Origin of the sequence: Planococcus kocurii (genome assembly GCF_001465835.2) — a bacterium.
Lineage (GTDB): Bacteria > Bacillota > Bacilli > Bacillales_A > Planococcaceae > Planococcus > Planococcus kocurii.
Genome location: NZ_CP013661.2, coordinates 2092749 through 2112342, shown reverse-complemented (window position 1 = coordinate 2112342; position 19594 = coordinate 2092749). Strand labels below are relative to the sequence as shown.

The following is a 19594-nucleotide window of genomic DNA, read 5'->3' as shown; positions in this document are numbered from 1 at the left end:
CTAGAACGTGACTACGGGTAAATGAGCCTTAACAAAGCAATTCGGTACAATTGACAGGGGAGGAATTGGGCATGGATAAAAAAGAAAACAAACGCATTGGATTATTTGATGCGCAAGCACAAGTGCTGATTACAGTCGGTGAACTCAAAGCAGTAGGATACGAAGAAGAGGAACTGTATTTAGTATCAAAACATGACGAACAAATAGAGTTGCTAATCACGCACACAGCTGTCCATGTGGATACACAAGACCGGGACAATTTCAAAGGCAAAGTCATTGCTTTTTTAGCCGGCGATGACATCACAAAAGATGCCTTTAACCGGATGGGATTGAGCGCGGAAGAAACAGATTATTATTTCCAGCAGGTTGAGAATGGTAGACTCCTCCTTTACACAAGCAGCGAACCCTTGTCTGCACTTCAATCCGAACCCTCTTCGCCAGCTGAACAAACAAATAAAGCTATTGCTACTGAAGAACAACGCCTTGCCTTACACGAAGAACGGCTAAGCATTGATAAAGAAAAAGTTCAGACAGGGGAAGTCCAAGTTCATAAAAAAATGGTCGAAGAAGACAGAGAAATTCAAGTACCTGTAGAGCGCGAGGAAATCGTCATTAACCGACGTCCCATTACTGAAGAAACAGCTAATGAAAAAAGTGAACATACATTAACACCGCAGCAAGCGTATGAAAAAGGCGATGCCATTTACATTCCGCTGTCCGAAGAACGTTTAGATATTGGCAAAAAGAAAGTCATTCGAGAAGAAATTGTCATTGGCAAACGTACCGTTCAAGACGTAGAGGTTGTCAAAGAGACGGTCCGTCGAGAAGTAGCCGATGTTGAAGAAACTGGAGTTGTTCATAAGGTAGAAAAACCATAAAACAAGGCAGCCTTATTGGCTGCCTTGTTTTTGATAACTTACATAATTGTCGTTAGAACCGCGGCAATAATGGCCACAATGACTCCAATAAACACGATCCCAGGAAGAACAATGATGAAAAACCCTTTCCAAGCAGAAAGTCTATGTGCTTCTCCTACAGCTTTACACTGAACAACAAACGTCCAAATAGACACTACCCCTAAAATAAGAAAAAAAATCATTGACAGTAGATTCGTATCTTCAAATGGCAGTTGGTCAGACTCTACAAAATAAGTTTCCGGAAATACGAGCATCCAAAATAACAGAAGCGGAAAAAGCCAGATTTGTGGAATTTGTCCTGTTAAAATTGCACGAAACATTTCAGTATATGTAGCTTCGCCTTTAAATAACCGACCTACTAACAAATAAATACCAGCTCCAATCGCGGTACTTACTACAGCCCCAATCGGTCCACCTAGTAACGCTAGCAAAAGAATTCCCCATACAGGAAGAAATAGCTCTGAATCCAGGCTACTGAGAAGACCTCCCACAAAGCCTGACAACACGATTAATAAAAAACTAAAATTAGACTCTTTTTCTTCAATCACATATCGAACGGTCTCGCGCGGACGTGTCCAAATAGCCGTAAACGGATTCAAATTATCTTGGTACTCTGTCGTTTTCAATTGATCTCCACCTTTTTTTATACTCTCTCTATTCAAACATACTGGAATAATAATGTAAATATTAGAAAATACAGCCATCATAAGAGTTTATTCAACCTACGCGGTGTTAAGCATTCTTCTCGCAAACATCGGTGTAACCGGATTGAATAGTTAAAGCAGTCGATATCCGTCATGCTATACTGACATTATTCACTCGCGAAAGGATGATTTCATTGTCAAAACTCACACATTTTAATGCCCAAGGTCGTGCCAAGATGGTCGACGTCTCCGACAAGAAAGACAGTGTCCGCACAGCGCGTGCGACTACTTCTGTCTTGTTAAACAAAGCAATTTATCAACAAATTAAAGAGGGTACCAATAAAAAAGGCGATGTTTTTGCAGTTGCTCAAGTAGCTGGCATTATGGCAGCTAAAAACACTTCACAAATCATTCCGATGTGTCATCCATTAGCACTTAGTGGAGTCGATATTGAATTTGAATGGAATGTTGATGAAGAAAAAAACCATTTCGAAGTGTTGTTGACCGTTGCTGTAAAAACAAAAGGACCTACAGGGGTTGAAATGGAAGCCCTTACCGCCGCTTCTGCTGCTGCACTGACGATTTATGATATGTGCAAAGCTTCTGGCAAAGAAATGGTCATTGGACCGACGATGTTGCTTGAGAAAACTGGCGGGAAATCTGATTATGCGCGTGATTAAATTGTTACTTTATGAATTTAAAAACCCTGTGGTAATGTCATTCAACTGACAATGCCACAGGGTTTTTCAATCAGTGATTATGAACGTGATTAATGTTTCGTCAATTCCGAGTAAATATGCTTAATCTCCGGTAAAATCAATCGCTCCATCGCCAGCTTTACAGCGCCGCGAGATCCTGGCAATACAAAAATGGCTTTGTCATTGGCTACTCCTGCTGCCGCTCGGCTAAGAAGTGCTTTAGTGCCGACATCTTCAGTGAAGCTTACGTAACGAAAGAGTTCTCCAAATCCGGATATTTCTTTTTCAAACAGCGACTGAACAGCTTCTAAAGTGACATCGCGTTTCGCTATTCCCGTTCCACCAGTTGTAATAATCGCATCTATATCATCTTGCTCCAACCAGTCAGAAATCCTTAATCGAATGCTTGCAATATCATCCTGAACGATCGCATAATCCCTAACTTCTAGCGCATTATCTTTAGCCATTTTCTGTACGAGCTGACCCCCAGTATCCGTTTCTTCTGTCCGGGTGTCACTAACAGTTAATACTGCAATGCGCACTTGATGGTCTGTGTGAAACGTTTCCGACATCCAATCTCCCCTTTCTGATTAGCCAAATACTTGGTGATATAATTTCCGACCTTCTGCTATATTGTGAACGCCGTGAATTAGCAAGCGGCCATTACCGAACAAGACCATGCGATGATTGAATACTTTCAGTTCAACAAAATAAGGCGTTCTTTTTACACCAGCTGCTAATCGGTTGCCGACCTTTTCGGCGTCGTCTAACGTAATCGGACGGTTCGCATCAGGCAATATTTGTACAGCATCGCGTCCGCATAAAACGGCATAAGCACTTGCGACTGTCTCGTTGAGTGACGGGAATACCGCATCTTCTCCGCACGTTTTGCAGTTAGGATCTTTAATGCGCGAAACGCCAATATCTATTTGACTATTGTCCCATAAATTGAAATGATGGATTTTTTTACGCAGTGCATCACGGTTGTTACTCAACCATTTTAATGCTTCGGTGCATTGTAACGCAGCTGTTACTTGAACAGCTGGAGAGATAATGCCGACTGTATCGCACGTTTCATTAATGGCAGGAAGCACCGGTATTAAGCAACGAAAACATGAGCTTTCTCCTGGCACAAATGGAAACACAACACCTGAACTGCCAACGCAAGCACCGTATATCCAAGGTACACCAAATTTTACAGAAGCGTCGTTGATCAACAACCGTGTTTCAAAATTATCCGTCGCATCCAAGATCAAATCACTGACTGCTGCCAACTTTTCCATTCCCGCTGCATCGAGATGTTCTAAATACGTAAATAATTGCAAATCGCTGCGGATGGCTTTTAGTCTTTGCTCAGCCGCTGCCACTTTGGGCATCATTTGACGCGCATCTTCTTCCGTAAATAATTGCTGGCGCTGCAAATTGGATACTTCAACGTAATCACGATCGACCAAATGAATCGTTCCAATACCAGCTCGTGTCAAGGTTTCTGCAATCGCTGAACCTAAAGCTCCGCAACCAACAATGGTAACGGCCGCAAGTGATAAGTGTTGCTGCCCCGACTCACCAAGCGGTTTGAATAAGACTTGTCTTGAATAACGTTCATCCACTGTGATTCCCACTTTCTAGCCGCTTGATCTCTCAAACGATTTTATACTTTTCTATATTCTCAGCGCACCGTTTCTTCAGTCATCTGTCCTTTTTCAATTCTCATAATACGGTCGGCTAATTTTTCAGCGTCCGCAATTCGGTGTGTTACGAAAATAATGGGAATCTGCCACTTTTCGTGAATTCGCAACAGTTCATTTTGGCAGCGGTCACGATTGGCATCGTCCAATGCTGAAAAAGGCTCATCCAACAACAAAATATCGGGTTGTGCGGCTAACGAACGCGTCAATGCGACACGCTGTTTTTCGCCACCTGAAATTTGGTGTGGGTATTTTCCTAACAAACCTGTAATGCCAAGAATTTTCGTTAATTCCGTAATATGTGCAATAGCGCTTTCTCTTGGCACTGCGTAAAGAATGTTTTGTTCTACGGTCAAGTGCGGAAATAGTGCATAGTCTTGAAATAAATAACCAACTTTGCGCTTTTGTATTTTTAGTGGCTTTTGATCATCGCTATAAAATTTTCGTTCATTCAATGAAATTTCACCAACATCCGGATGGACAATACCTGCGATGCAGTTTAATAGCGTCGTCTTACCCGAACCAGAAGAGCCAACCAATGCTAAAATTTCCTTATCCAATCTAAATTGCATCGTTAAACTAAAATGCTCTAATTGCTTTTTGAAATCCACTTGCAGCATTTGCTCATTCCCTTCCGATTCGTACAGCGGTCTTTTTACGCCAATAATTCACCCACGTAATTGCAGCTACTCCGAGTGACGACACAATCAATACCCAAAACAAAGCTTTTTCCATATCGCCTGCTTCATAAGCAAAATAAATAGCCAGTGGTATGGTCTCTGTTACCCCTGGAATATAGCCGGCAATCATTAGCGTCGCACCAAATTCACCGATGCCGCGTGCAAAAGCTAAGATTAATCCGGCCAATATACCCGACCAGGCAAGTGGAAACGTAATGGTCCGAAAAATTCGCCATTCAGAAACGCCCATAGTTCGCGCTACATTTTCCCAGCGCGGATCTACTTTTTCAAAAGCGGCGAGAACACTTTGATACATAAGCGGCAACGACACAACAAACGAAGCAATTGCTGCACCAATCCATGTAAACACTACGCGAAAGCCGAACCACTGTTCAAGTAACATACCTAGTGGCCCATTTACGCCAAACAACACAATTAACCCAAAGCCAATTACTGTCGGTGGCAATACTAGAGGCAATAGGATCAACGCTTCAAGAAAACTTTTGCCGAAAAAATCACGTCTCGTCATAAAGCGAGCCAGCGCAAGACTCACGACAAACACAAATAACGTTGAAATCACTGCGACTCTGAGCGATAACCAAAGTGGAGACAAATCATAAGCCATCATGGCGTTTCTCCAGCTGGGGACATAAATCCATATTCTTTAAGAATGGCTTGCCCTTTTGAACTGGTGACAAACTCTAAAAAAGCAGTTGCTGCAGGCTGATTTGCGGAATCTGCAACGACTGCCCCTGGATAGATAATAGGGTCTGTCTGCCCTGGCACTTCAAGTGTCCCACTTATTTCCCGGGAAATAACCGCATCTGATGAGTAAATAATTCCGAGTTCTGCATTTCCGCTTTCCACATAAGTAACGACTTGACGAGCATCTTTTGCATAAATTAGACGAGCACTAAGGGAGTTCCACAAGTTTTCGTTTTCTAATGCTTTTTTTGAATAGGCGCCAAGGGGAACACTGTCCGGTTCTCCAATCGCAATCTTTTCTTCTGTATTCAAGACGAGTTCTTGAAAATCAGTTGTTTCCGGAAATTCTTCTAATGACGCTAAAACGAGCTGATTTTCAGCAAACGGCTCAACGCTATCTATATTTATTAATTGTTGGGATTCCAGTAATTCCATATCTGTTTCACTAGCTGACAAAAACAAGTCGGCCGGTGCGCCTTGTTCAATTTGGCTTCTCAACTTACTAGATGAGCCATAATTGAAGGTCAGCTCAATATTCGGTTCGATTTCATGAAATTGCAGTTCCATTTCTTTCAGTACATCTGTCAGACTAGAGGCTGCTGAAACTAACAATTTTTCGTCATTTGCCGAAGTATTGCTACAACCACTCATCAACAAAGCCAAGCTTATAAGACCCATCGTTTTTTTCATTTTAAGGACTCCTCATGCATTAAAGTAGAGCTCAGCTATTCCAGTGAAGCTTCTGTACTTACAGTATAACTTCCGTAGCAGAGAAGCTGAATCATTTTCCGAACAAACTTTAGAAAGAACATCCCTCCCAGCTTGTAGACAAAAGAATAGTAATTCATTGTCTCGTATTTATGTGGGATCCTCCGCATCAAACGGACGCTTTCCGCGGACGAAGCGCTGAGCCCACGGAAAGCGAAGTGGTTAGCCCGCTTGGAAGTTATACACCGCTATTCACTTTAATGAGACTTTTTCTACAGTCTGATCCCTCCCGCTCTTTTGGGAGATATTTAGGTTAGAATAGAGAATGAGAATCGTATCTATATTTATATTGGAGGAGTTACAATGAAGTTTGGCATTATCGGCACAAATTGGATTACCGACCGATTTATTAAAGCGGCTAAAGAGCATCCTGAGTTTACACTTGGAGCTGTATATTCCAGAAAGTTAGAAACTGGTAACGCATTTGCAGAAAAATACACGATTGAAAACGTCTATACCGATATGGCGGCTATGTTCAGCAGCGGACAGATTGAAGCGGTTTATGTCGCGTCACCTAATGCTATGCATGCCGAGCAAAGCATATTGGCGATGAAGCACGGCATTCATGTTCTTTGTGAAAAACCGGCTGTTACATCAATTGAAGAAATGGATCAAATTATTGAAGCTTCAAGAACATACAAAACCACTTATATGGAAGCGATGAAATCAACATTGGTTCCTTCTTTTTTGAACTTGAAGAAAAATATCGATAAAATCGGACCAATTCGTCGCTTTGTGTTTCATTATAACCAATATTCTTCACGTTACGATAAATACAAAGAGGGCATTATTGAAAATGCCTTTAAGCCTGAACTTGGCAATGGTTCTAAAATGGATTTAGGCGTTTATTGCATCGCGCCGATTATTCATTTGGTTGGCGCCCCTGAGTCAGCAATGAAAAATCAATTACTATTATCGACAGGTGCCGATGGGCAAGGCAGCATGATTTGGAATTATGCGGATATGGAAGCGGTTATTATGTATTCGAAGATTTCGGATTCTTTTCTGCCAAGTGAAATTCAAGGCGAGAATGGCACCATTGAAATCGACCGCATCAGTGATCCGAAAAATATCCTTATTAAGTACAGAGACGGTCAGACTGAAGACTTGTCTGTAGCGCATGACTTTGACTCGATGTATTATGAGTTGGCAGAGTTTATCAGCTGCGTGAAAAACGAGCAGTTAGAATCAACGATCAACACACACGCTATTTCTCGTGAAGTGACAAAGTTGTTGGCGTAGGGTTTAATTCAGGAAAAAAGAAAGCGATGCAGGCGAACACTTTCTTCTTTGTAGTCAACGCATTTCCTACCTTTTTCAAGCGAATGAGCATTGCCAAAAAGCACAATGGGGTTGCTTTCCGTTCCAGCGCTCGCTTTCCGCGGGCACGGCCTCAGCCGCTTCACTCACTGCGTTCGCTCCAGGGTCTTCAGCTCGTGCTGTTCCGCAGGAGTCGAGCGCTTGCACTGCAAGCATTTGATGAGATTAGCTACAGAGAAAATCGGCAAACATCTTCGCGCTCTCTTCTAGGTGTGTTGTACTTAAGATATTCAGTAATAGAAATAGAGTATCTTTAATTTTGAAGAATAGCTTATTCAATTAAACAGCAAAGGACGTGCCTTATGATAAATGGAATTATATTTGATTTTGACGGATTGATTTTTGACACAGAAACACATCAGTATCAACTTCTTCAAGAAATGTTTGCCGAGTATAATAGCGAATTGCCACTAGGTATGTGGCAAAATGAAGTAGGTACAGATGGTTCGTTTTCACCGTTCCATTATATGGAGCAGCAAATTGGTAAGCCCGTAGAACATGAGTTACTAAACAAACAATATAAAGAAAGATTTCTTTCTGTTTTGTCTAAAGAAAAACCACGCGATGGTGTCGTTGAGTACTTGGAAACAGCAAAAGAAATGGATTTGAGAATTGGTTTGGCATCGAGTTCTAGTTATCGCTGGGTTTCGGGTCATTTAAAACGCCTAGATCTGTATGATTACTTTCAGTGTATCCGAACATCAGACCATGTTGAAAAAGTAAAACCCGATCCTGCTTTATATCTACAAGCAGCCGAGCATTTGGATTTAGCTCCTGAGACATGTCTTGTTTTTGAAGACTCGGCTCATGGTGCCACAGCGGCAAAACGCGCGGGTATGAGTTGTGTAGTGGTGCCGAACAAAATCACAAGCACAATGAATTTTGGTCACGTAGAGCACCGCCTGGATTCGATGGCGGATATGCCGTTGAAAGATCTTTTAGACTTTGTAGCGACTGTAAAAGTAAAACAGTAAGATTCGAAAAGATGGTTCAGGCGAAATGCCTGAACCATCTTTTTATTTTTTCATCGTATATTTCCGAATCGCTGGCAAAATTTCTGTACCAATCAAGTCGATATTGCGCTTTAAGCGGTCAATCGGCACGCCACCAAAATCCATTTGCGCGATATAGCGTTGATGACCAAACAGTTCATGTTGGTAAAGGATTTTTTCGATAATTTGCTGGGGACTGCCGATGTTCATGACGCTATCCATTTGTGCACCGTGCATGAATGCCGCTTGTGGGTAACCTTGTCCATTGGTTTTTCGCATCCCTTTATCCACATGTGGATAAACTTCTTCCATGGCTTGTTGAGTTGTTGCGGCCACGTTGAAAAACCCAGCAGTCGCAACAGGTAACGCAGAGGGACTAAAGCCACTTTCTTCCGCGGCTTCGCGGTAAGCATCAATCGTATGTTTGAATGTTTCTGCAGGACCGCCGAGCGTCGCAAGCATCATCGGCACACCCGCATGCCCTGCTTTAATCGCACTTGCTGGGTGTCCACCAACCGCACGCCAAATGGGAAGCGAACCTGTAAGCGGACGCGGAATAACTTGTGCGCTACGTAACGGAGCACGAAACTGCCCGCTCCAATCGACCGTTTCTTCTTTGTTGATTTTTAGCAGTAACTCAAATTTCTCTTCATACAATTCTTCGTAATAACGGATGTCGTAGCCAAGCAAGTCAAATAATCCAACACGCGACGCTCGCCCCGCAATAATTTCTGCGCGGCCATTTGAAATCAAATCGATGGTCGCGAAATCTTCAAACACACGTACCGGATCTGACGTGCTAATAATAGTAGAAGAGCTAGAGATTTTGATATTTTTCGTTGCTTGCGCAATCGCCGCGAGTACCACCGTATGCGCTTGAGTGGCAAAATATTCTTGATGGCTTTCACCGACACTGAAAAAGTCGAGTTCCGCTTGATCTGCTAGTTCTGCCAAGCCAATGATTTCTTGAATGCGCTCTCTTGCAGAAATCCGCTGCCCAGTATGCGGGTCTGGCAGATGATCTCCCAAAGTATAAATACCAAATTCCATGCCTTTGTCTGGATTGATGCGGTACTGTTCCATATCCACTGTCCTTTCTATTCCTTGAATCATATTTATACTTTTTGTTTTATTTGTGTAGCAGCAATCGCAAAATAGGTACCGGGTTCCTCTGAAAAGATTACGCGTTCAAAATGAGCGTTAATTCCAGCGTTACCTATTAGTTACCCATAGAAAACTACACGCATTTTGCGCTGTCAAATTCATAGAAAATCTAGTCGTCTTCTCCACACATAAGATAAGTGTATTCAACTTCCGTTACTTGGTCTTTTGTGTCTAAGTCATAGCTCCATTCCAAATAGCGCAGGCCATCGGAGTTCAAATGTTTTTTAGCATTTTTCATTACCGTGAGTAAATCATTTTTATCCGTAAAATAAGAAATTACGTCATGAATAAATACCAAATCAAAATCGCGCCCTGCGTCGATGATCCCCATTTCGCTTTGCATATGAAGACAATCTGGGTTCAACTCCCGACTCACTTCCAACATATTTGGTGACAAGTCCGTCAAAGTCATTGAAAAAAACTTTTTAAAGTAAAAAGCATTGCTGCCACCAGTTGGCCAACTCCTTGTACAGTTTCACGCGAATCACCCTTTCGCTTTTCTATCATTATATAACTTGGCGAGAAGATTGTACTCTAGTTGATTTTCTCCATAAAAAAGACTTTCCTTATGATAGGAAAGTCGAGTGATAAAAGCTTATCGTGCATTTATGCTATTATTTTAGCTCGTTCTGCAATTGTGCCTTCTTTACCAGAGATGATCCCTGCAATCAAGATAACAATAGATATCAACATCAAGAATAACAGTGGCAATGTCCAACCGCTGCCGATATCGTACAAGACGCCTGCAAAAACAGGACCAATAGCTGCCAGCATATAACCAAATGATTGAGCCATCCCTGACAATTCTACTGCTTCTTTTGCATCTTTCGTTCTTAATGTAAAGAATATCATTGAAAGACTAAATCCACTTCCTCCAGCAATTCCGAGACACACGGCCCACAACGGAACCAGCACCATACTCCCAAAAAGCAAGCCCGAAAAGCCGGTCATAAACAACAAAGCTGTAGCAATCGCAAGACCGACTTGATTTTTTAACTTCTCAGCAATCACGGGAACTACGAACGTAGTCGGAATAATGGCCGCTTGCATTAGAAAGACCATCCATCCGGCAGAACCGGCATTGTACCCAATCGTGTTTAGTATATCTGGCATCCAGGCGACTAAGGTATAAAAGACTAAAGACTGTCCTCCCATAAAAAGAGTGACACTCCAAGCAAGCGGGGATCGCCATAACTTGGTTTTTTGTTTTGGTTGTATCGGTGCTTTTGACACGGCTCCTTGCTGTTTGCGCAATTGCGGAAGCCACACGATTAAGGCAATGGTGGCAAGTAATCCCCAAATCCCAAGGGCACCTTGCCACCCCATATTACCGATACCAGAAATCGGTACACTTAAACCAGAGCCTAACGCACCGAATATATTCATAAAGACTGCATATATACCCGTCATGACGCCGATTCGATATGGAAAATTCATTTTGATAATTCCCGGGATCAACACATTTCCTATAGAAATCGCCAATCCGATGAGAAGTGTTCCGATAAACAGGAAACCAATTCCCGTTACAGACCTTATGGCAATTCCGATAATTAGAAACACCATGGATAAGGCGATTGTCCATTGCATGCCAATACGATTTGCGATTTTCGGTGCAAAGGGAGAAAGCACAGCAAAAGCGATTAAAGGCAATGTCGTAACCAATCCTGCGACCGCATTGCTTATAGCAAGATCTTCACGGATAAACGACATTAACGTACCCACCGACGTGATCGGCACACGTAAATTTGCTCCAATTAACACAATACCAATCAACAATAACCATCCAGCTTTTTCAGTATTGTTTATTTCTATTTGTTTCTTCATACAAATCCTCCAACAGCTTACTTTTATATTCTTTCGAACCATCTAGTTCATCGTTTTGACGTATACGTGTGCACTTGTCACCCGGCAAAAAATGATGGAATGACTAGCACCTTGGATATTGTAGCGCTAAAAAACAAGATTGTATATCGATAGAATATATTCTCACAAATCAAACGAGTAGGATATGCCGGTAGATTATGTCTTGTATCTTGCAATATCATTTTCAAAACAAAAAAATCTCTCCTTGAATAAGGAGAGATGACCGTCAATCTACTTCTTTAACGACTGTGTGCGCATAAAGATCATGTGGGTATTTTTCACCTTTGTAACTATCGTAGCGTGCTCGATTTTTCACATACATGAAGGCACCTATCGTATCTCGGTGCACGATGTGTTTGAGAATTTGTTCTGCGCTTAGCTCACCACCGGCTTCATCTTTTAACGCAATGCCTACCGCTTTCTGTCCGACTGTTTGCCCGTTCACTCGTAGCTGCGCATACTCAAGCACCCAGAAAACTAATGAAGGCGAAACTATCTGGTGAAAAAACGGACTTTTTATTCTCTTTTTTAATAACAGTTCTGCGCCCAATGACACAGTCGCAGCAATCACCGAATCGATCAACAACGCTTTGGCTCTCTTTTTCGTTACCCTATACATAGTCATTACCCTCCCGTTGTAAGTAATAAAGCAAAAATTAGTCCAACAAATACTGTTTCAGTCCAATCATACCAATAGCGCTCTTTGTCTCTATGGAGCACCCACTCTTCAAGCCCTGTAACAACTGTTTGGAGAACAAAGAGACCTGCTAAAGGACTGATCTGGACAGCTAAAGAAAGTTCTGCAAAATCTAGTTCTGCAACTAGGTACATACACGCGTAAATAAAACCGATGAAAATAACTCCTTGCAAAATCAGTACGTAACGATTTTTGTCTTCGTGAAAAATACTTCTCGAACCTCTTTTGATTCCACGCTTTTTCTTTAAATATACGTCCGAGAAAAGAAAATAAGAAATGACAAGAACAAATAACCCCATATACATCACAACTTCCATATGCAAGCACTCCTCTACCTGTTAAAATTCTACAAAAGAGACGATTTCACCTGCTACTTATTTTTCTACGTGATTGGAGGCATATGCATTGGAGACGGATACAGATTCACTTGTCACTTTCCTCATTGCGTTTGGTGTACCCATTGCAATGATGACATGGGCTTATTTCAAAATGAACGCGACTGACCAACAGTCTGTAAAGTCTGATTTTACATCGCCAAAATTCCTAGTAAGTATGGGCTCGTTTGCTTTAGGGGCTTTTCTTATCGAATTCAGTGATACCTTTGCTGTTCCCATGATCAAAACAATGGGCCTTGTGTTACTAATTATAGGTGGCATTGGTTCAAGCATTGTCACATGGAAAGCTAGTAAAGTCAGAAGCTTACTAATTCTCGGTTTGTTTGCCCTTATGGTTTTTTTCCATGTTAGCTAAACCACTCGTTCGTTTGTCTATAGCTTTTTAAGGGAACTAGTCACTTAATAACTTTACTCTAAAAAGGAGTGCTACCCGTGATTTTTTTGATTGTCTGGCTACTACTAATCGGCTATGCTGTTTTTCTAGCACCTGGTGGCGAAACAGATCCAATCTTGTCGAGCATATTCAGTGGCGACCTCGGTGCCATTGATCCGCTCGTGCTCGCTGTTTTCAATGCGCTCGGCTTGTTTCCACTGGTTTTTTTGACTTTGCTGCTACTCAATGATCGACAAAAATGGCCGGCGTGGCCGTTTGCACTGCTGTCTTTCGGTATCGGTGCTTTTTCACTCTTACTGTATTTCGCTTTTGGCAATCGACACACCGACAGAAAATTACGGACTCCCGACTGGCTTGCTCGCTTTCTTGCTTTCCGCTTTTGGCTGGTTGTGCTTATGGTGTTTTGGTTAATCAATGGCCTGACATTATTGCAGGGGTTTTCATTAGCTGCTTACCGCGAAGCTTTTTTCGCATCAAGCCTGGTATCTGTCATGACTGTTGACTGGTTTGTGCTATGGGGCTTATCCGTCTATGCTACTTATCATTTTTACCCACACGCGAAACTCAAAGCGCTCGCTTGGATTCCAATTATTGGACCCGTACTCGTATTGTTTTTAAACAAAAAAACAAAATAAAAAGCCGTTACGCAAATTGCAGCGCACCGGCTTTTTATTTTTTTTTACTGAGCTGTTAGTCCACCATCAACAAGAAACTCTGAACCAGTAGAGTAGCTTGCATCGTCAGAAGCTAAGAATAATACCATGTTCGAAACTTCTTCAGATTGCGCAACGCGCTTCATTGGAATTGTTTTTGAAAATGCTTCTACAGCTGCTTTTGTATCTTCTTGAACAACCATTGGCGTTGCGATAACGCCTGGGTGTACAGAGTTTACACGAATACCGTAGTTTGCGCATTCAAGTGCTGCTGCTTTTGTCATGCCGCGAACTGCGAATTTTGTATCTGTGTAACCGATTGCTCCACCAACCATCCCGTTCATAGAAGAAATGTTGACGATCGAACCGCCGCCTACTTTTTGCATAGCTGGAATGACTGTTTTCATTCCAAGGAATACAGATACTTGGTTAATATCTACAATGCGACGGTATTCTTCTTCTGTCGTTTGTAAGATTGATTTTGCCATCGTAATACCGGCGTTGTTAACCAATACGTCTACTTGACCGAATGCTTTTTCAGTTTCTGCTACTACTGTTGCCCAGTCTTCTGCGTTTGTGACGTTTTGCTTAACGAATAATGCATTGTCTCCAAGTTCTTTCGCTAGCGCTTCGCCTTTTTCTACGTTTAAGTCCGTAATTACCACTTTTGCGCCTTCTTCGATAAATTTCTTCGCATGTGATGCACCCATACCTTGTGCCGCACCCGTAATAATTGCTACTTTGTCTTGTAATCTTGCCATTTTCTATTCCTCCTGTGGTTTTACTGGAAAACGATTCATAATTAAACTACACTTGTAAGTTAACAGATAAATATTCAGTTTGTCCAATGAAAAGATTCCGTGTCATACTTAAGTCATAAATGGCTTCATTTTCTAGATACAAAAGGAGGAACATAAGGTGAACAGCACAGAAGACCGCCGTATCCTGCGAACACAAAAAAAGTTAAAAACAGCCTTATTGTATTTATTGAAAGAAAAAGAACTGAAACAACTGACTATTACAGAAGTCGCGAAACGCGCAGACTGTAACCGGGTGACGTTCTACTCACATTATAAGGATTTGAACGACTTGCTCGCAGCTATCGTGACAGATCACTTGGAGAGTCTCGCGAGTTATTTCCGTAAGAGCTTTCAGGATCTTAAGCGTTTTTCTTCAACCGACATACAGCGCCATTTGCCGATTTTTGAACACATTTACCAACACCAATTTATCTTCCAACTGATTATTAAAGGAGAAGTACTGCCTGGTTCACAAAATCAATTTTGTGAAACCCTCATTCAGATATCCGCTACAGAGCTGCAATTGGAAGAAACAAGCGACTTAGAAATTCCCACACTCAATTATTTTATGACCTACGGTAGCTTAGGTTTTTTCTTTTATTGGATCCAGCAAGATTTTAAAGATTCTCCCAAAATCATGGCGGGTAAACTTGCGCAACTTCATGGCAAAATGTATGACGGTTCGGTAGTGTTGGATAACTAGTCCACATGAGAATGAATAGTAGTGTATACTTCCAAGCGAGCTGACCACTTCGCTTTCCGTGGGCTCAGCCCGCTTAGAAGCAGGCGGCTTTAATCAAAGAGAGCAGACTATTTATCCGTTTCTTACTTTGAGATGCTGAATACGTGTAGCCTCGACACTCCAGGATTCGAAGGGCAAAGCGGCGAAGGACAAAGAGGTGCTCCTGCCGGATAGCGAAGCGACGAAATCCACTCGGGCGATTAGCCAGAGTTAGTTCGGGGCAAGCCCGCGGAAAGCGACCGACTGGAGCGCAGAATCCGGTATAAACAAGAGAAAAGAATATTCATTCTCTACTGATTATGCTTATGCTTTCGTCATAGCGAGATCTCTTTTAAAAGTTTGCAAGCGTCCATTTCACAACTTCAACCAACCCAACTAGCGACAAGACAAAAACAAGATTTAAAACTAAGCTAATAACAGATCGTTGCGTATTTCTAACATAACCCCATTCAAGAACAGCCTGGAACAATGCTACTATTCCAAAAAACAATAAGACATTTATGTAATTGATCGTTACCTCGTTTATCGACAAAAGTATAAGTACAATCAAGCTCGTGACAAGGATCCATCCTACCCATCGCTCGATTTTCTTTACGGGCGCTGCTTTTCGGTCTACTCCGTGCTTTTTCTCTATTCGCTGGAGCAAGAAGCCAATAAACAGCAGAAGAGCACCAAGTCCAATTAGTATAAACGCCTCCATTTCACTCTACCTCCTCAAAAAATCAATTTGCCTGAAAGTTTTTCATCTACTAGCTTACTTGTAAGGAAGCCAACGTCATGAAAACGACCAAGGTCACTGCTACGATTGAAAAGTACAGAAGTGACGCCTGATACTTTCGAGATCCTTTTAAATACTTCCATTCTAAAATAATTTGCATGGCACTCCCCACAAAAAAAATACAAAATACCCAAAAGAAAAATCTTTCTAATGAACCTTGGAACATTAAAGCTATGACAATGATTGCAGCTACAGTCAGCAGACCATTCCAACGCTCGAATTTGTTAACCGGGACTCCCGCATGTAATTCTTTATCAATCCCAAAGCGCTTTTTCAAAAATATTCTTAAAAAATGAAAGCCGAAAATAACGACTAGCCAAACAAACAAAAAACTTGTATCCATATCTCGCACCTCCTAACCGCTTGTCTATTCTACGAACGAAAAGAATTGAGGTTTCGGTTTTTTCTGCTCTTTAATTTAGTGGATAGTGAAGGAGAAGTTGTTTAGGGATTGGACCTAACCTTGAATATGTGGATGATTTCACGTAGAAACGGGGATAACTATGTCATTTTGTCATTCTCTGCCACTTATCCACATGTGGACAAATACGTTAGAAATTTACGACAAACTTTCAACATAACTAGAAACAATTTGAAAGAAAAATTCTTTTTAGTGTGAAAAATCGGCTATCCGGGTATTTTAATCTTACTATAAGAAATGGAATTTCAAAACGAGACTAGCTAGAGTTAGTGAGAAAGAGGTGGACATGATGGAGCAAGATAAAAACAAGAATGCTTTTAGCCATGCAGCTTCCTGGTTTACAAAATGGGTGCTGAACAACAAAGCGGTAGCCATACTGATTATTGTTTTGTTGATTTTAGTAAACTTGCTACTGTTACCAAAAGTTAGTTTTATATTCCGGCCATTCACTGCTTTTTTCGATGTCATGGGGCTGCCATTAATCATGGCGGGGGTCTTTTATTACTTGCTTAATCCACTCGTTAATTGGATGGAAACGAAAAAATTCCCACGCTCGGCTAGTATTTTAATTGTCTTTGTAGTGATTGCTGGGTTGCTCGCTTGGGGCATTGCGACATTGATTCCGATTATCCGAGAACAGACAATAAGTTTACTTGAAAACTGGCAAGACTATTTGAATACCTTTGTCTCTCAAATCGATAGCTTTTTCCAAAGTAATTTGCTGTCACAACTGCAAACGCAGCTAACGGGAGGAACAGAGAACTTATCCACGTCCATTACTAGTCAAGCAGATAATGTGGTGGGGACGACCGTGACTGGCCTCGGTAGTGTCTTTGGCGTCTTGTCGACAACGTTACTCGCTATCATCACGACTCCATTTATTCTTTTTTACTTGCTGAAAGACGGCCACCATCTGCCTTATCACATTATGAAGCTCGTACCTTCGCATATGCGTGAACATAGCTACCTGTTGTTGCGCGAAATGAACTTGCAGATTAGCCAGTATATCCGAGGACAATTGATTGTCGCCTTTTTTGTTGGACTGATGTTCTGGATTGGTTTTAGCATCATTGGACTCAAATACGCGTTAACCCTAGGTGTACTGGCGGGCATTTTGAACTTGATTCCTTTTCTTGGATCCTTTATCGCTTTCGTTCCTATCGTTATTATCGCGATTGTCGTCCATTCGCCGTTTATGCTCGTTAAAGTACTGATTGTCTTTTTTATCGAACAAACTTTAGAAGGGCGCGTTATTCAACCGCTTATACTTGGCAGTAATTTACAAATTCACCCTGTTACCATCATTGCGGTTTTGTTGACTGCGGGGAATCTCTTTGGTATTTTCGGCGTCATTCTCGGAATTCCGGCCTACGCCGTCCTTAAAGTAATTTTGAGTCATCTGTTCACCTGGTACAAGTCCTACACCGGATTATATGCAGATACTTACAATCCAGCACCAGAGCCGCCCATTTCAGAAAAGAAAAAGAAAAAACAGCTTAGCTTAAAAAGAAAATTACGATAAGAAAGAGCTACCGAATCCCTCGATTCGGTAGCTCTTTTAGTTAATAAAAATCAGCTTGTATGATACTTGCTAATGATTTCTTTAGCACCACTTTATCGCTATCTGAGAGAAATTGCAGCACTGACTCATTTAGCTGTTCAGTCGTTGCTTCTACGTCTTGTTGAATCGCTTTCGACTTTTTCGTGGTGGCTACTAAAATGTTTCGGCGGTTTTCAGGATCGATTGAGCGTTCGATAAAGCCTGCTTTTTGCATTTTATCTAAAATTCCAGACACCGTCGAAGCTTCCAAATGCATCATGGCACCAATTTGTTTAGGAGACATTTCACCTTTTCTCCATAAACAATTTAACACTCCATATTGAGCTGGGGTTAAGTTGTATTCTTCTAATAGCTTGCTAAAGTGTTTAAACACCTTGTTTTGGCTAATACTCAGTAAGTAGTTAATACACTCATTTAGTTCCATTTGATCTCCTCCATCTTGACAATATCCATCTTATCATGTTAGGTTTTGTATTCAAATAGTTTTGTTGCAGAACTATTCTGCAGAAACAACAAATAGAGAGGGGCAATTATTTATGAATCCGTTTAAAGCAATTCGAGTTAATGAACAAAATACTGAAGTCACTTATGATTTAGAAGAGGTCACCATCGACCAACTCTCAGAAGGTGAAGTCTTAATCAAAGTTGCCTACTCCTCCATCAATTATAAAGATATGTTAGCTGTTCAAAAAAATACCGGGGTGATCCGCAATTATCCGATGACACCAGGAATCGATTTGAGCGGAACAATCCTTGAGTCGACAGATTCACGTTTCAAAAAAGGGCAAGAAGTCATCGTTACAGGCTTTGCCATGGGCATGAGCCACACAGGCGGTTTCTCAGAATACGCACGTGTCCCTGCAGATTGGATTGTCCCATTGCCTGGTAACTTGAGCTTAAAGGACGCGATGGTCTTCGGAACAGCTGGATTTACTGCAGCACTTTCTATTGGTGCGTTGGAAAAGAGCGGAATGGACGCAGCGAACCATCCCGAAATTTTGGTTACCGGTGCAACAGGCGGAGTCGGCAGTATCGCACTTCAGATTTTATCGAAAATGGGCTTCCAAAACATTTCGGCACTTGTTCGGAAAGACAACCAAGTTGAAGTCGCAAAATCACTTGGCGCAACAAACGTCGTTTTCGCAGATGACTTAGGTGAATTGCAAAAGCCATTAAACAAAACACGTTTTGATTATGTGGTCGATACAGTCGGTGGAGATGTTGCCGCTGTACTCATTCCTCAACTTGCTTACGACGGCAGTATGAGTATGTGTGGCAACGCTGGTGGCTTGCAAATCACGACTACGGTCTTGCCCTTTATCTTGAGAGGTGTAAGCTTGCTTGGTATCGATTCGGTGAACGTACCGATTCACAAGCGTGGAGCTATTTGGGAGAAGATGGCCAACGAATGGAACATCACCCAAACGACTTTAACGGATGAAGTAACGCTTGAAGAATTGCCTCAGACGATTGAAGCGATTAAAAACGGCCAGCATTTAGGAAGAACGATTGTGAAGTTGTAGGATTTTCAGGGAAAACAGCATAAAAAAGAAGGGTTGTCTCAAAAGGTCATAAAAAATGACTTTTGGTGACAGCCCTTTTATTGTTCTCGAAAAGACCGGCTAATTTTCATTGCGGCGGACGCTTTCCGCGGGCACGGCCTCTGCCGCTTCCTTCGCTCCACTCAGTCCAGTGGCTCCAGCTCGTGCTGTTC

At 41.8% G+C, this 19594-nt stretch carries 24 protein-coding genes; 9 read left to right on the top strand and 15 right to left on the bottom strand.

Annotated features, from left to right (window positions below):
• Positions 1-71: 71 nt before the first annotated feature.
• On the top strand, positions 72-878 hold the full coding sequence (locus tag AUO94_RS10420) for a DUF2382 domain-containing protein (protein WP_058384150.1): 807 nt from the start codon (positions 72-74) through the stop codon (positions 876-878).
• 38 nt (positions 879-916) lie between these two features.
• Here AUO94_RS10420 and AUO94_RS10415 read toward each other — a convergent pair whose 3' ends face one another.
• Positions 917-1543, bottom strand: a complete 627-nt coding sequence (locus AUO94_RS10415; protein ID WP_058384149.1) for a Yip1 family protein — start codon at positions 1541-1543, stop codon at positions 917-919.
• Positions 1544-1755: 212 nt separating this feature from the next.
• Here AUO94_RS10415 and moaC point away from each other — a divergent pair, with 212 nt between their 5' ends.
• A complete protein-coding gene (gene moaC, locus AUO94_RS10410) occupies positions 1756-2241 on the top strand; it encodes a cyclic pyranopterin monophosphate synthase MoaC (RefSeq protein ID WP_058384148.1) in 486 nt (161 codons plus the stop codon).
• A gap of 89 nt (positions 2242-2330) precedes the next feature.
• Here moaC and AUO94_RS10405 read toward each other — a convergent pair whose 3' ends face one another.
• The 5 genes from AUO94_RS10405 to modA are packed head-to-tail and all read right to left on the bottom strand — an operon-like array spanning position 2331 to position 6022.
• Complete coding sequence (locus AUO94_RS10405; protein WP_058384147.1) at positions 2331-2831, bottom strand: MogA/MoaB family molybdenum cofactor biosynthesis protein; 501 nt, start codon at positions 2829-2831, stop codon at positions 2331-2333.
• An 18-nt stretch (positions 2832-2849) separates the two neighbouring features.
• Positions 2850-3869, bottom strand: coding sequence for a ThiF family adenylyltransferase (locus AUO94_RS10400; protein WP_058384146.1), 1020 nt, complete (start codon positions 3867-3869; stop codon positions 2850-2852).
• A gap of 59 nt (positions 3870-3928) precedes the next feature.
• Complete coding sequence (locus AUO94_RS10395; RefSeq protein ID WP_058384145.1) at positions 3929-4567, bottom strand: ATP-binding cassette domain-containing protein; 639 nt, start codon at positions 4565-4567, stop codon at positions 3929-3931.
• A 4-nt stretch (positions 4568-4571) separates the two neighbouring features.
• Positions 4572-5255 (bottom strand): molybdate ABC transporter permease subunit, encoded by a 684-nt coding sequence (gene modB / locus AUO94_RS10390; RefSeq protein WP_058384144.1) that lies wholly within the window; start codon positions 5253-5255, stop codon positions 4572-4574.
• Positions 5252-6022, bottom strand: coding sequence for a molybdate ABC transporter substrate-binding protein (gene modA / locus AUO94_RS10385; protein ID WP_058384143.1), 771 nt, complete (start codon positions 6020-6022; stop codon positions 5252-5254). Before modA ends, modB begins: the two co-directional genes overlap by 4 nt.
• A 381-nt stretch (positions 6023-6403) precedes the next feature.
• On the opposite strand from modA, the gene AUO94_RS10380 reads away from it, so the two are divergent.
• Complete coding sequence (locus AUO94_RS10380; RefSeq protein WP_058384142.1) at positions 6404-7342, top strand: Gfo/Idh/MocA family protein; 939 nt, start codon at positions 6404-6406, stop codon at positions 7340-7342.
• Between the two features lie 380 nt (positions 7343-7722).
• Positions 7723-8394, top strand: a complete 672-nt coding sequence (locus tag AUO94_RS10375) for an HAD family hydrolase (RefSeq protein ID WP_058384141.1) — start codon at positions 7723-7725, stop codon at positions 8392-8394.
• A gap of 42 nt (positions 8395-8436) precedes the next feature.
• On the opposite strand, the gene AUO94_RS10370 is transcribed toward AUO94_RS10375, so the two are convergent.
• The 5 genes from AUO94_RS10370 to AUO94_RS10350 all read right to left on the bottom strand — a co-directional run bounded on the left by AUO94_RS10370 (position 8437) and on the right by AUO94_RS10350 (position 12453).
• Positions 8437-9495 (bottom strand): LLM class flavin-dependent oxidoreductase, encoded by a 1059-nt coding sequence (locus AUO94_RS10370; RefSeq protein WP_058386825.1) that lies wholly within the window; start codon positions 9493-9495, stop codon positions 8437-8439.
• Positions 9496-9685: 190 nt separating this feature from the next.
• Complete coding sequence (locus AUO94_RS10365) at positions 9686-9988, bottom strand: methyltransferase domain-containing protein (protein WP_058384140.1); 303 nt, start codon at positions 9986-9988, stop codon at positions 9686-9688.
• 194 nt (positions 9989-10182) lie between these two features.
• A complete protein-coding gene (locus AUO94_RS10360) occupies positions 10183-11400 on the bottom strand; it encodes a CynX/NimT family MFS transporter (RefSeq protein ID WP_058384139.1) in 1218 nt (405 codons plus the stop codon).
• A gap of 265 nt (positions 11401-11665) precedes the next feature.
• On the bottom strand, positions 11666-12058 hold the full coding sequence (locus tag AUO94_RS10355) for an RDD family protein (RefSeq protein ID WP_058384138.1): 393 nt from the start codon (positions 12056-12058) through the stop codon (positions 11666-11668).
• 5 nt (positions 12059-12063) lie between these two features.
• The gene (locus AUO94_RS10350; RefSeq protein ID WP_058384137.1) at positions 12064-12453 is read right to left on the bottom strand and encodes a DUF4181 domain-containing protein; all 390 of its coding nucleotides are present in this window, start codon (positions 12451-12453) and stop codon (positions 12064-12066) included.
• 88 nt (positions 12454-12541) lie between these two features.
• On the opposite strand from AUO94_RS10350, the gene AUO94_RS10345 reads away from it, so the two are divergent.
• Both AUO94_RS10345 and AUO94_RS10340 read left to right on the top strand, forming a co-directional pair.
• Positions 12542-12886: a hypothetical protein gene (locus tag AUO94_RS10345; RefSeq protein WP_058384136.1), complete on the top strand. Its 345-nt coding sequence runs from the start codon at positions 12542-12544 to the stop codon at positions 12884-12886.
• A 77-nt stretch (positions 12887-12963) separates the two neighbouring features.
• On the top strand, positions 12964-13560 hold the full coding sequence (locus AUO94_RS10340; RefSeq protein WP_058384135.1) for a hypothetical protein: 597 nt from the start codon (positions 12964-12966) through the stop codon (positions 13558-13560).
• A gap of 44 nt (positions 13561-13604) precedes the next feature.
• Here AUO94_RS10340 and AUO94_RS10335 read toward each other — a convergent pair whose 3' ends face one another.
• A complete protein-coding gene (locus tag AUO94_RS10335) occupies positions 13605-14339 on the bottom strand; it encodes a glucose 1-dehydrogenase (RefSeq protein ID WP_058384134.1) in 735 nt (244 codons plus the stop codon).
• 157 nt (positions 14340-14496) lie between these two features.
• Here AUO94_RS10335 and AUO94_RS10330 point away from each other — a divergent pair, with 157 nt between their 5' ends.
• Positions 14497-15081 carry a TetR/AcrR family transcriptional regulator gene (locus AUO94_RS10330; protein ID WP_058384133.1) on the top strand — a complete coding sequence of 195 codons (585 nt, stop codon included), beginning with the start codon at positions 14497-14499 and terminating at the stop codon, positions 15079-15081.
• A gap of 370 nt (positions 15082-15451) precedes the next feature.
• Here the strand turns inward: AUO94_RS10330 and AUO94_RS10325 are convergent, their stop codons facing one another.
• Positions 15452-15820, bottom strand: a complete 369-nt coding sequence (locus AUO94_RS10325) for a DUF4181 domain-containing protein (protein ID WP_058384132.1) — start codon at positions 15818-15820, stop codon at positions 15452-15454.
• Between the two features lie 49 nt (positions 15821-15869).
• On the bottom strand, positions 15870-16241 hold the full coding sequence (locus tag AUO94_RS10320) for a DUF4181 domain-containing protein (protein ID WP_058384131.1): 372 nt from the start codon (positions 16239-16241) through the stop codon (positions 15870-15872).
• Between the two features lie 367 nt (positions 16242-16608).
• Between AUO94_RS10320 and AUO94_RS10315 the strand changes: the two genes are divergently transcribed.
• Positions 16609-17841, top strand: coding sequence for an AI-2E family transporter (locus AUO94_RS10315; RefSeq protein WP_058384130.1), 1233 nt, complete (start codon positions 16609-16611; stop codon positions 17839-17841).
• A 40-nt stretch (positions 17842-17881) separates the two neighbouring features.
• Here the strand turns inward: AUO94_RS10315 and AUO94_RS10310 are convergent, their stop codons facing one another.
• The gene (locus AUO94_RS10310; protein ID WP_058384129.1) at positions 17882-18304 is read right to left on the bottom strand and encodes a MarR family winged helix-turn-helix transcriptional regulator; all 423 of its coding nucleotides are present in this window, start codon (positions 18302-18304) and stop codon (positions 17882-17884) included.
• A gap of 112 nt (positions 18305-18416) precedes the next feature.
• On the opposite strand from AUO94_RS10310, the gene AUO94_RS10305 reads away from it, so the two are divergent.
• Complete coding sequence (locus AUO94_RS10305) at positions 18417-19403, top strand: YhdH/YhfP family quinone oxidoreductase (protein ID WP_058384128.1); 987 nt, start codon at positions 18417-18419, stop codon at positions 19401-19403.
• Positions 19404-19594: the final 191 nt, after the last annotated feature.